Genomic DNA, 12,500 nt, shown 5'->3' with positions numbered 1-12,500 from the left:
TACCGGGGCAGATCTGGGAATAGCCCATGACGGTGATGCTGACCGGATGATCGCCGTGGATGATAAGGGGCGGATGGCAGATTTTGACAAACTACTGGCCCTGGTTTCAGCAGAGATAGGTGGCTGTGTAGTTACCACTGTGGATGCCTCGGCCTGTATTGACCGGGCCCTGGAAGGAGTAGGAGGCACCGTGGAAAGGACCAAAGTGGGTGATGTGCACGTGGCTGAGATGATCCACAACATCGATGCTACCTTTGGTGGTGAACCCTCCGGTACCTGGTTGCATCCTGAGTTCTGCATGTGTCCCGACGGAATATTGTCTGCTCTAAAGGTAATTAAGTTAGTTCAAAACAGAGGCCCCCTATCATTGCTTCTGGACAATATCCCGGTGTACCCCACCATGAGGGATAAAATTGACTGCCGGGAAGATCAAAAGGACCCACTAATGGAAAAAGCTAAAACCGACCTTCCCTCCATTTACCAGGAAGTAGCAGATGTTAATCTCAAAGATGGAGTTAGAATATCCTTTGAAGATGGGAGCTGGGTTCTGGTTAGGCCTTCCGGAACTGAATCATTCATCAGAATAACTTTAGAAGGTAAAACTGAAGATAAAGCCCGGATGATTCATGAAAAGGCAGCAAAATTTATTCATGAACTTTTATAATATATCTTAGTTAAATATCAATGCAAAGTCTGATTTATTGGAGGAGTTATATGAGGGCGGTTATACTTACAGCAGGTGAAGGTACCAGGATGCGGCCTTTGACACTCACCCGACCAAAGACCATGCTCCCGGTTGGTGGGAAACCTCTATTGGAATACAATATCCGAGCACTGCGTGATGCCGGTATAAAAGACATCACCCTGATCGTGGGCTACCAGAAGGAAGCGGTAATGGATCATTTCCAGGATGGACATAATCTTGGAGTTAACATCAACTACGTTACCCAGGAAGAACGCTTGGGAACTGCCCATGCCATTGGACAGGTGGCGGATCTTGCCCTTGAAACCAACGATGCCATCATTGTTACCAATGGAGATATAATCCTGGGAAATCAACTAATAAAAAGCTTAATAGACAAATACAACAAATCACAAGCACAATCAATCTTAGTTCTCACTGAAGTGGATGATCCTTCTTCCTTTGGAGTGGTGGAACTGGAAGGAGATTGTATAAATGATGTGGTGGAAAAACCCGCCCCTGGTGAAGCCCCCAGTAACCTTATTAATGCCGGAATTTATCTCTTTGACCCCAGTATCTTCCAGGCCATTGCCCAAACAGATAAATCTGAACGGGGGGAATACGAAATAACTGACTCCCTTAAAATCCAGATTAAAGAGGGGAAAAAAGTTCTGGGATTGGTGTCCCAGGATAAGTGGATCGATGTGGGACGTCCCTGGGAATTTTTGGAATTAAATGAACATTACCTGGAAGCATCCCACGAACAGATCGAAGGTGAAATTGAAGAGGGAGTTACTATTCATGGCCCGGTAGTACTTAAAAAGGGCAGCATCATCCGTTCTGGAACCTACATCATGGGTCCAGTTTACATCGGAGAAAACTGTGATATCGGCCCCAACACTTTCCTGCGTAAACACACCTCCATTGGTAACGATGTTAACGTTGGAAATGCAGTTGAAATTAAAAATTCAATAATTATGGATGGAACCAATGTAAACCACCTTTCTTATGTGGGTGATTCTATAATTGGGGCTAATTGTAACATTGCCGCTGGAACCAACATTGCCAACCTCCGCTTCGATGATGGAGGGGTGAAAGTAACAGTCAAAGGTAAAAGGGTTGACAGTGGAAGGCGTAAAATGGGTGTTATATTCGCTGACGGAGTTAAAACTGGTATCAATTCCAGTTTCAATCCGGGAGTGACCATTGGTCTCAATTCATCTGTGGGATCCGGGGCTATAATTTACCGGGACATACCCGATAACAAAATAGTTATACACCACCAGAAACAGGAAATAAAGGATAAAAAATAGGTTTTCAAAAATCCCTACTAAATTTTCCTATTTTTTGATTAAACATCCTAATTTTTTATTTTTCAATTTTTTAAAAAAATGCATTTTTTTATTTATTCGACCCACATAGCTAGTAAATTCCAAAATAACAATCCACAGACTTGGCCCTGAGGGAGATACCCGGAAACTGTTCTTTCCTACCATCTGGTAAATCTTTTTATAAATAGAAATCATAAATCTAGACATGATCCATCCCAGTGTGCAAATTTTCCCCGGTGTTCACACCATAGGAAATGTTATTATCGGAGCTAACTCTTCTGTTTGGTATAATGCAGTGATAAGAGGAGATATGGAGAGCATTACCATTGGTAATAATTCTAATGTGCAAGATAACTCTGTATTACACTCCTCTAAAGGTTATCCACTTAAAATAGGGGATTATGTTTCAGTAGGACATGCAGCAGTGATCCACGGTTGTACAGTTGATGATAACTGCATTATTGGTATGAATGCCACCTTACTCAATGGCAGCCACATCCAGAAGAACAGCATAGTGGCCGCGGGATCCGTAGTGACTGGAGGTAAGGTTTTCCCTGAAAACAGCCTGATAATGGGTGTCCCGGCCAGAGTAGTGCGTGAGTTGAGTGAAGAAGAAGTGCAGGGGATTAAGGATAACGCTTTACGTTATTTTAATCTAGCGCACAGTGAAGATCAGTGCGAAGAAGGATAATACTAGGGATACATTTTAAAAATGAAGGATAATTCCTTATCTGTTAACTCCTTCATTCAGAATGGGAAAAAAACTTGAATAAAATATTAACCCTGCACCTAAAATTGAAATATTTTAAGATTACCTAATATTTGGATAAAAATAGGATTAATGGACGGATTAATATGGTACGTGTAAAAGAATTAGTTAAAAAGCTTGATCCATATGTTCCTGGCAGATCTAACGCGGATCTGGCTCGTGCTTATAACCTGGACCCGGATAAAATAATTAGGATGGGATCCAATGAAAATCCCCTGGGACCATCACCCTGGGCAGTGAAGGCCCTTCAGGAAAATCTCCACAAGATTAACACCTACCCTGAATCCAATACTGATGATTTGAAGAGAAAAATTGCCTCTTACGCCGGTGTTAATGTAGAGGAAGTGATTATAGGTGGAGATGGAGCAGATGAAATCCTGGATGTCTTGGCCAAAACCCTTATTGAACCCGGTGATGAGTACATTGTCCATCCCCCATCTTACATGTACTACGAGTTCACCTTTAACATCCACGGCGCAGTTCCGGTCTACGCACGTTGGGATATTGAAAAAAACCAGCTGGATCTTGATTCTGTGCTGGAAGCAATTTCTCCGCGGACCAAGGTTATCTTCCTGTGCACCCCCAACAATCCCACCGGGGGATTGATTGATAAAAAAGATATTAGAACAGTTTTAGAGAGTACTGATGCCCTGGTAGTGGTTGATGAGGCTTACTGGGAGTTTTCTGGTGTTAACAATCTGGAACTCCTGGCCGAGTATGACAATCTCTTCATCCTCCGAACCTTTTCCAAAGTCATGGGCCTGGCCGGGATGAGGATTGGCTACGGAATCGGCAATAAAGAATTTATCCAGTACATGCACCGGGTTAAACCAGTCTTCAGTCTGAATAAACTCTCACATATTGCCGCCTCTACCACCCTGGATGATGCAGATTACATTGAAAGGTCCAATGAGCTATCCATCCAGAGCCGGGATTACCTCTACCATGAAATGTCCAAAATCCCCCAGTTGAAGGTTTACCAATCATTGGCCAATTACATGTTGGTGGATATCCGGGACACAGGAATGAATTCCCGAGAAATCTCAGAAGAACTAATGAAAAATGGAGTGATAGTTAGGGATTGCAGTTCCTTCCGTGGATTGGATGAATACTGGATAAGGGTTAGTGTGGCCACCATGGAAGAAGATGAGCAGTTTATCAATATTCTCCAAAATATTTTACAGTAAAATCTCATTTATTCCATAAAATACAATTGAATTCCCTATTTATTCCAGTGAATGAATGGGTACCAACTCGGACATAGGGGACCAGTGAAGAGTGAACTATAAAATAATGAATAACCCCCTAAATTATCATTGCCCATTAAAGGTAAGGAGAGTAAATAAGTGATGGATAAAGGAAGATACACGAAGGAAATCACTACGGATAAAAACACCATCTGCAGATTAAGGTACCTATCCCCAACTGGAGATGAAACATGCTGACTGGCGGCGTCATCCTATCATCCCTGGAATATCCTGGTAAAATGTCCCTGGTTATTTTCACCGGCGGGTGTCCCCTGAGATGTCCTTACTGTCACAACCCTGAAATCATTGCCGGAGGGGATGATACTCCCCTTTCCACTATTAAAAAGGAAATTGATGAATCCCTGGACTTCATCGATGCCGTGGTGATCACCGGGGGTGAGCCCACCATGCAAATGGAAGGACTGGGCCAAATCCTGGAGTACTCCCGAGAGAAGGGTTTGAAAACCAAACTGGATACCAATGGGTGTTATCCTGAGAGTTTGCAGGAAATACTGGAACTGGTGGACTATGTGGCCCTGGATATAAAAGCACCGTTTGCTAAATATAAGGAGATTATAGGTGTGGAAATTGGAGAAAAAGTAAAAAAAAGTATGGAAATAATTACAAATTCCAACGTCTTCCTTGAATGTCGTACCACCTACGTTCCGGGCCTGCTGGAACCAGAAGATGTTTATGAGATCGCCAGGAACATCCAGTGTGATATCTACACCCTGCAACAGTTTCGGAATAGAGTGGTGCTAGATGAAAAACTGAAAAACACACCAGATACTGATCCTAAAGAACTGAAAGAGATAGCCCTGCAGATCAAGCCGCAGCTGGGAAAGGTGAAAATTAAAACATCCCAGTTCGGTGAGGAAATTATTTAATGGAAATCATTTAATCCCTACTATAAAAATAATCAACAAAAAAATAATCCAGAGCCAATATTAGGAGGGAAGAATTTTTAACCCTCCCCCACAAAGAAATACATGGAGATATTCTTTTAACCATAATTATCAATAACACCGAGAGGAGGGGTGTTAAATACCAATACTGCTATTCGGAAGTCGTCATTTAGACTTGATAACTGGTGAAAAAACCACCACCATTAGGAAACTGTGGAAAAACCCTTTATCACAGGGAGACCGCCTGCACTGCTACTGGAATCTGGTTTCCAAAGAGAGGAAAAAACTATTTGAAGCAGAAGTGACCGGGGTGGAAGTGGTGAAGTTTAACCGTCTTATCCATGATGATGAACTGGCTCGTGAAGAAGGTTTCCAGGATGCTGCAGAGTTAGAATCTGAGTTTAGAAAGATGTACCCGGATCACTCCAGTGAAGATTCCCTTTTCCAGGTGATAAAGTTCCGCAAACTCCCCATGGATGAATGGGAAGGAGCCAGGATCAATGAAAAGGCCATGATCACCAAGAGGGCAGATATACTATTTGATGTGGGAAAATTCGATAAATCAGTGATGTGTTACAATGCCGCTTTAAAGATCGACCCCCAAGATGTCTACCTCCTGAACCGGAAGGGAGATAATCTCTCCCGTCTGGGAAAATTCCCCCAAGCACTGGAATGTTATGATCAGGCCCTGGAACTGGAACCTGACAATGAATACGTATGGAATAACAAAGCAATAGCACTTTTGAACTCTAACCGGCCGGAAGAAGCACTTAAAGCCAATGACCATGCCCTGGAAATCAACGGGGAGAATATGCTGGTGCTGTACTGGAGAGGTTTCATCATGGAGATGCTGGGACGTTTTAACGAGGCTTTAGCTTGCTATGATAAAATTTTAACACTGAATCCTCGGGATCCTGAAGCATGGAATGCCAAAGGAAATCTCCTATCCCAAATTGAGCGGGCCGAAGATGCCCTGGAATGCTATGATCGTTCCCTGGAACTCTGCCTGGGGGAAGAAGCTGATGCATCCACATGGAATCGTAAGGGAAACGCACTCATGGAACTTAATCGATTTAAAGAGGCCGTGGAATGTTACAATGAAGCTCTAGCCCTGGAACCAGATAACGAAATTTTCTTAAGCAACAAAGGAGTGGCTTTCATTGAATTGGGCGATTTTGATAAAGCGGTGGGTTGTTTCCGGAAAGTTCTTATTATGAACCCTAAAAATGAAGATGCCCATATCTTAATGGATGAATGCCTGGAAAATCTTTGATCCCTGATTTTAATGCTAAAAAGAGTTAATAGGGAATATTATCAAAAATCAGATAGAAAAAAGGAATTTAAAAAAAAGAAATAAAAAATAATCCCCTACAAAAAAAGAGAATTTTAAAAAATATTTTGATTATCTGGTTTTATTCATTGCTTGTTTTTAATCACTACCACTTATGATGCCACCGATGGCTCCACCAACACCCATGAAAACGATGTTGGCAATGAGAGATACTATTACAATGGTGAATCCAGTTACTGCCCCGGCAGCAAAGCCGGCAATGCCACCAAAGATGGTTCCACCAACAATCAAAAGAATAGCCATAACTATGGATCCAAATGCACCGGCCACAGTAGCATTCCACAGGCCGCCAATTATCCCCTCGTGCACCCAGTATCCCACTATTAACCCGGCAATAAACAGCCCCAGGTTAACTCCCCAGGACTGATTCACGTATATCCCGAAAAGATTTCCCAAAATGATTGCCAGAATAAAACCTACCACTACCGGTCCCCATTTCACCATTTTCTATCCTCCCCTTCTCTAGTTTTTTCCACATTAATTTTTTTAGATTTTCCGGCATATGTGTGCCTGGATTTTGTGTGCCAAAATTAAATCAACTATTATTTTTAATTATTTCTTTTAAAATATTTTTCCTTCAAAAAAGATATATTCCTTATCTGATCCCATATTAAACTTAGTTTAGGAATTAAACCGGGTTTAGGGTATAGAGCTATATTCCTATATCTTCATTCCACAATTCAGGATTGTTTTCAATGAAGTTTTTCAGGATCTCCTTACAGGTGGGCAGGTTCAGGTTTATTAACTCCACACCGTTATCCTTTATATATTGCTCCGGGCCCTTGAAGTTTTCATTCTCACCAATAACTATTTGTGGGATTTGGTAGAGTATAATTGCCCCGGAACACATGACACACGGTGAAAGGGTGGTGTAAATTGTACATTTCTTATAATCTGCCCCGCGCAGTCTGCCTGCATTTTCCAGACAGTCCATCTCGGCATGGAGTATGCTGGAACCATGTTGTATTCTCTTATTATGACCCCGACCTATTATTTCATCATCCCTAACCAGGATAGCCCCGATAGGTATTCCCCCTTGTTGTAAGCTGATCTGGGCCTCCTTATAAGCTTCTTCCATGAATTTTTGGTGTTTATTTTTCATTCATTTTTACTCCCATTCCATCTGGACCACTACTCACTTAGTATGTAGTTCTTTTCTGGCGAAATTAAAGGGGACATTTTTCCTGATAATAGAGACAGTTATCCCGCCAGAGGCAGTCCCCACATATTTTTTTAACCACACGGGGATGTAAATTCTTAGTCAGGGATAGAGCTTCCCTGGAGGATATCAAAGTCCCTGATTTAATCTTTAAATTCTTTAAAACCTGGAGGTCCATGGAGCTAATTTTTCTTGAGGGGTGTTCCTGGTCACATCTATCTCCTACCAGGTGAGGGCAGTGCTGGCAGATAGAATCAGCTTCGGTTACAATTTCAAGTAGAAAAGTAGAATCATTCAGAAGTTTATCAGTAATCAGGGCCATGTTCTTGGTGAATTCTTCACTGTAACCAAGTCCTTGGAATCCCTGCATACAGAGGAGGTGATGGGCTCTGATCCTCAGGGGTTCAGAGCCACTGGCCTCTCTATTTTCCATCATGTTTAAAAATCCGGATGGACTCTCCAGACAACCATCGCTGTTTGCATTTACCATTTCATTTCTGGTAGTCTTCTTTGGGAGTTATAGCCTTGGTGAGGGCTGCTACTCCTCCTATCTTCACCAGGTCACCTAGTATGAATGGTAAAAGACCCATACTTATCAGGGTCAAGAAGGTAGGGAACGTTCCTTCAGTCAGGTACATCCACAGTCCCAGTCCCAGTAAACCTGGGATGTAAATCAGGGCAAAGTTCACCAGAAAGGTCAATCCTAACATGGGACGGAAATTTCTAGACTGGGCGTATTTATCAGTAACGTAACCCATTACAAAGGCCGTTAAAACGAATCCCAGGAAGTATCCTCCGGTAGCGCCTAAAAGGATTTCATAACCACCAGTGAGACCAGCATACCAGGGCACGCCCAGTAAACCTATTGCTATGTACATTATCTGGCTTATTCCACCCCATCGTCGTCCCAGAACCACACCAGCCATTAATACAGCAAAGGTTTGGGCGGTCACGGGGACCGGAGTCCAGGGAAGGGGTATTATCACCTGAGCCATTATTCCCGTAATACAGGCCATGAAAAAGGCCATGATTACTTTGTTTACCAGAGAAGTATTGGACCGCCATTCAAATAGCGATTGTCTCCTCTGGAAATAATTATCCATGTTGATTTCCATTTTTATCACTTCTTAGAGTACGAATCTTTCAAAGACGTATTTCTTAAACATTCATAAGGCAGATAGTCTTTTGACTTGATATCTACACCTACTAAACATTATTAAAAATCTTTAAAACATTAGGGAAAGCTCCATTGAAGCTCCTTTACTTAATTGATTCATGATAAATATAAACTTATCTTCAGATTATTTTCCAATAGATGAAGAATAACTTTTAACACTTTAAAACACGAAATTAATGAAATCAGGACACTGATGAATCTACCAGGTTATTAACTGCATCCAAGTAACTATCCATTTTAAATTTACGTCGTAAACCCTGGTCATTCATGTAACGTACCTTACCAAATATCTCCCGTTCTTTCCAGGCCCGGTCATGTTTCCCGAAACACCAGGCCACCCCGGCATAACCATTGGGGTCACGACCATCTAATTCATACCGGTTGTTAAGTTTAAGAGCTATTTGGTGGGCTTCTTCCGGGTTTTGAGTCCATTCCAGGATTTTTTTACCCCAGTACATGCGCATGTATCCCTGCATCTTACCAGAATGTACCATTTCCAGTTGCGCTGCATTCCAGTAAGGATCATGGGTTTCTGCATTTTCAAATTCTTCAAAGGAGTAAATATATTCTCTTTTATCCTTCCGATGCTCCATAAGGGTGTTATATGCCCAGTCCGGGAGACATTTCAGTTTATCGTATTCATGGTTGTGGTATACGAAATTCACAGCCAGTTCCCTGCGGATGATGAGTTCTTCCAGGTAGGCAGATTTACCCGGACTTTTGGTTTTCAAAACTTCCAGTGCTATATGTAACGGAGATATCTGACCGAAATGGAGGTAGGGACTCATATGGGACAGGTAGTCCGTGCTGGGATCATTTCTATCTGGAAATTTGTCCAGCTTATGTTTAATGAAAGTATCCAGTAGTTTAATGGCATTCCCAGTTCCACCCTCATATTTAGCTACAGGGACTACTTTAGATTTTGACCCTAATCGCGAGATGATGGAATCTACATCATCAAGGGACAGTGAATCTACATCAAGATCACTAAAACGAGTACTTAGTTTTTCTCTTTTCAGGGGTATTAAAAATTCATCCAGTTTTTTGTTGATCTTCCTGCGGATAGTGGCTGCAGAATACTCTTCCTTAGACGAGGCAGTTTCCACGGGAATTACTACGTTGGTTTCCACTTGTATCAACGGACATTGTAGTCCATCTATGACTTTTTGGATCCATTCACGTTGTATGCTCAGATAACCCCTATCCACAACCACCATTGAAGCATTCTCTGCCAGTTCCAGGGCACCTTCCGGCGGGGAGACCATCTGAATTGCCATGTTTATTCCCTGTTTTTCCAGTGCATTTTGAACATCCTGAAGTCCCTGGAGTAGAAAGGTGTAGTGCCGATTATTGGCCTCTGGAAATTGGTTGGTTATCCCGAAAAATACTAATAAAGGCTTTTTAATTTGGTTGGCCTTTTTTATGCTGTATTCCAGTGCATGGTTAGTGTGTACCCGGGGAGAGGCCTGCATCCAGTATAAGACATAATCTCCATCCTTCAAAGGATTCTGGTTTAGTTTTTTAATACATGGGACAGGGATCATAGTTCAACCCTCTAATATGATTTAAATGGTAGAATGCGATTAAATGAAAGGAATATAATTAATGATGGAATTTAAGGAAGGAGGATAATTAAATGAAGGTTATTTCCATTAATTCCTCAGGGTAAGGTTCGAAAAAAGTTTGATCCCCCAGATATTCCTTGTTAAAACGTATGATCCATGATTTGAGTAAGTTTTGGTTCACCAGGAGGGGAACCCTTCCCTGACGATACTTTTCCAGGGATTCCAGGAAGAAGGATTTCTCTGGACTGGTAAGATCATGGGAAAAATGGCCGAAAGCGTGCATCAATACATTGACATTGGATGGGGGCTGCGGATCCTGTAGAAGCATCTTTTTCAGGATATTCTCGTACTTTTCCACTAAATCATTAAACGTGCTCCTCTTCTGATTGGCCACCAGTCTCCCCAGTTTTCGGGCGTACATCTGGCTGTAAGATGAAAATAAAAGCTTGTTTTTTCGGTGAAATTCCAGCATATCACTGAAATCTCCCGATACCTTCTCTCTAAAATCAGCCAGGGTGTAGATCCTGGTTAGGAAATTTTCACGCAGATGCAAGTTGCGCAGTCTACCCTCATCTTCGGTAGGAGTTGAGGGGAAAAATCGGAAAACTGCTGCAGCGAACATTCCCACCCCATCAGTCCAGGGCCTTGACATTTCACCCTTGGGATAAATTTTAACCGCCTTCACTCCACAGGAAGGGGATTTATTCTTCAGTATGAAACCATCTACCCCCTCAACTGACTTTAAAAATGAATCAGAAAACTCCAACATTTTAGGGGTGCAGTTGTACCCGGTGGCTGGCTGGATGAGTTCTATTTTATCCTGGTCCTTTTCCAGGTGGATGGGTTCCCGGGGTATTCCCAGCCCGATTCCCACCTCGGGACATACCGGCGTGAAATCGGCGTATTTTTTGAGTTTTTCAACCAGGCTACTCCTTATAATAAGACCGTTGTAACGGCAGGCATCAAATTCTATGCATCTGCTGGAAACCAGGTGTGGCCGGGGAAATTCTCTTGACAGAATAAACACCTCGTGTGAATACCTTAATATTCACTTAATCGGCAAATATATCCCTATTAAAAATTATACGGGTGAAACTATCCTTTTATTATCTATTGTTTATCTTCATATTTCAAATTTCCCCAGACTGCAATATGTTCCCAACCCCATTCCACACAGGATACCATTTTTAAACCATTAATTCACGGGTGAGTTCACCCACCTTCTGGCGTGATTCTGTTAGGATCTTCTGGCCCTTACCAGTTATTTTGTAGTACTTCCTGATTTTTCCCTGGACATTTTCCCTTCTGCTTTTCAGGAAACCTTCCCTTTCCAGTGCATGGAGGATGGGGTACATGGTTCCGGGGCTGACCTGGTAACCATGGTTTTCCAGTTCCTTTATCATTTGCACTCCATAAATCTCGCCCTGGCTTGCCTGGTGTAGTATGTGGATCCGTATAAAGCCCAGGAAAAACCTTCGATTTAAGGTCAATTGATTACCTCCTTCTCATCTTTAGGTAAAACCTTCTATTTAGGTAACTTCTCATTAATTTAGTAAATCTACTGAGTTTAATATTAATATTCGATATCGGTTATAAATATCTTTATTCTATATCAAAGTTAGATATCTTTATTCAATATCTATTATCAATATCGTTAACTGATTTCAGCAGTTTATATAAATTTCCAAAAAAATTTTCCAAATTTTCTTCCAAAAAATTAAAAAACTCCCATTAACGGAACTAAGTTGTAAAAATAACCCGCTTCACCTATAATTTAAATTGTCCCCCATCCCCCAATAGTATTAATATATTATTTAAAATTAATATGAGGTGCTTTACACTACCCTATTACTCACCTAAAAATTAAAGAAACACTCCCCCATGTTACTATTTTAGGAAAAAATAAGAAGATTTAAGAAAATAATGAAGAAATAACAAAAATAATATCCTTAGAATAGATTTTAACGCAATTTTGCACGGTCATAGACGTTTTTAAGTGTCTCCATATCCACACTAGTATAAATCTGAGTAGTAGATAGGTTAGAGTGTCCTAAAAGCTGCTGTATGGCACGAATATCCACACCGTTCTTTAAAAGGTGGGTAGCAAACGAGTGCCTTAATATGTGGGGGGTTACCTTCTTTTTAATGCCTGCCACCCGTGCGTAGTCCTTGATCATCATCTGAACGTAGCGGGGTGTCAGGTGGTTCCCGGAACGGTTAACAAAAAGGTATTCACTTTCACAGGTCCTTTTTTCCAGGAAATCCTCTATCAAAGCTTTGGTGTCATCATCAAAAAGAACTATCCTATCTTTTT

14 protein-coding genes (2 of these 14 running past the window's edge) are annotated in these 12,500 nt (G+C 41.6%); 6 read left to right on the top strand and 8 right to left on the bottom strand.

Annotated elements, in window-relative coordinates; all coding sequences use genetic code 11:
- The 6 genes from glmM to QC759_RS02475 all read left to right on the top strand — a co-directional run.
- A protein-coding gene (gene glmM / locus QC759_RS02500; protein WP_048071760.1) for a phosphoglucosamine mutase crosses the window boundary here: on the top strand, nt 1-664 show its final stretch. Its footprint begins 689 nt before the window's first position; the window shows 664 of its 1,353 coding nt (coding positions 690-1,353); the start codon falls outside the window, past its left edge; the stop codon is at nt 662-664.
- A 50-nt stretch (nt 665-714) separates the two neighbouring features.
- Nucleotides 715-1,995: a bifunctional sugar-1-phosphate nucleotidylyltransferase/acetyltransferase gene (glmU, locus tag QC759_RS02495; RefSeq protein ID WP_048071761.1), complete on the top strand. Its 1,281-nt coding sequence runs from the start codon at nt 715-717 to the stop codon at nt 1,993-1,995.
- 223 nt (nt 1,996-2,218) lie between these two features.
- Complete coding sequence (locus tag QC759_RS02490; RefSeq protein WP_048071763.1) at nt 2,219-2,704, top strand: gamma carbonic anhydrase family protein; 486 nt, start codon at nt 2,219-2,221, stop codon at nt 2,702-2,704.
- A gap of 164 nt (nt 2,705-2,868) precedes the next feature.
- Nucleotides 2,869-3,969 (top strand): histidinol-phosphate transaminase, encoded by a 1,101-nt coding sequence (gene hisC, locus QC759_RS02485; RefSeq protein ID WP_048071764.1) that lies wholly within the window; start codon nt 2,869-2,871, stop codon nt 3,967-3,969.
- Between the two features lie 251 nt (nt 3,970-4,220).
- Entirely contained in the window at nt 4,221-4,916 is a 696-nt protein-coding gene (locus tag QC759_RS02480) for an anaerobic ribonucleoside-triphosphate reductase activating protein (protein WP_048071765.1), read from the top strand.
- Between the two features lie 157 nt (nt 4,917-5,073).
- On the top strand, nt 5,074-6,207 hold the full coding sequence (locus QC759_RS02475; protein ID WP_082055677.1) for a tetratricopeptide repeat protein: 1,134 nt from the start codon (nt 5,074-5,076) through the stop codon (nt 6,205-6,207).
- A gap of 156 nt (nt 6,208-6,363) precedes the next feature.
- Here QC759_RS02475 and QC759_RS02470 read toward each other — a convergent pair whose 3' ends face one another.
- The 8 genes from QC759_RS02470 to xerA all read right to left on the bottom strand — a co-directional run.
- Entirely contained in the window at nt 6,364-6,729 is a 366-nt protein-coding gene (locus tag QC759_RS02470; protein ID WP_048071766.1) for a DUF5518 domain-containing protein, read from the bottom strand.
- Between the two features lie 208 nt (nt 6,730-6,937).
- Nucleotides 6,938-7,387 (bottom strand): nucleoside deaminase, encoded by a 450-nt coding sequence (locus QC759_RS02465; protein ID WP_048071767.1) that lies wholly within the window; start codon nt 7,385-7,387, stop codon nt 6,938-6,940.
- A gap of 64 nt (nt 7,388-7,451) precedes the next feature.
- On the bottom strand, nt 7,452-7,934 hold the full coding sequence (locus QC759_RS02460) for a DUF1284 domain-containing protein (protein ID WP_277896946.1): 483 nt from the start codon (nt 7,932-7,934) through the stop codon (nt 7,452-7,454).
- A gap of 1 nt (nt 7,935) precedes the next feature.
- On the bottom strand, nt 7,936-8,559 hold the full coding sequence (locus QC759_RS02455) for a biotin transporter BioY (RefSeq protein WP_048071768.1): 624 nt from the start codon (nt 8,557-8,559) through the stop codon (nt 7,936-7,938).
- A 244-nt stretch (nt 8,560-8,803) separates the two neighbouring features.
- Nucleotides 8,804-10,165 (bottom strand): deoxyribodipyrimidine photo-lyase, encoded by a 1,362-nt coding sequence (phrB, locus tag QC759_RS02450; protein ID WP_048071769.1) that lies wholly within the window; start codon nt 10,163-10,165, stop codon nt 8,804-8,806.
- Between the two features lie 88 nt (nt 10,166-10,253).
- Nucleotides 10,254-11,213: a YbgA family protein gene (locus QC759_RS02445; protein WP_276700299.1), complete on the bottom strand. Its 960-nt coding sequence runs from the start codon at nt 11,211-11,213 to the stop codon at nt 10,254-10,256.
- Between the two features lie 160 nt (nt 11,214-11,373).
- Nucleotides 11,374-11,676 (bottom strand): PadR family transcriptional regulator, encoded by a 303-nt coding sequence (locus tag QC759_RS02440; protein WP_048071770.1) that lies wholly within the window; start codon nt 11,674-11,676, stop codon nt 11,374-11,376.
- 471 nt (nt 11,677-12,147) lie between these two features.
- Nucleotides 12,148-12,500, bottom strand: partial view of a site-specific tyrosine recombinase/integron integrase gene (gene xerA / locus QC759_RS02435; protein ID WP_081944586.1) — the 3' portion only. The gene runs 643 nt beyond the window's last position; only the last 353 of its 996 coding nucleotides appear in the window; its start codon lies off the right edge, out of view; the stop codon is at nt 12,148-12,150.

This window comes from Methanobacterium formicicum, from assembly GCF_029848115.1.
GTDB lineage: Archaea > Methanobacteriota > Methanobacteria > Methanobacteriales > Methanobacteriaceae > Methanobacterium > Methanobacterium formicicum.
Note: the sequence above shows the minus strand (reverse complement) of the source record. Positions and strands in the feature narration are given on the sequence as shown.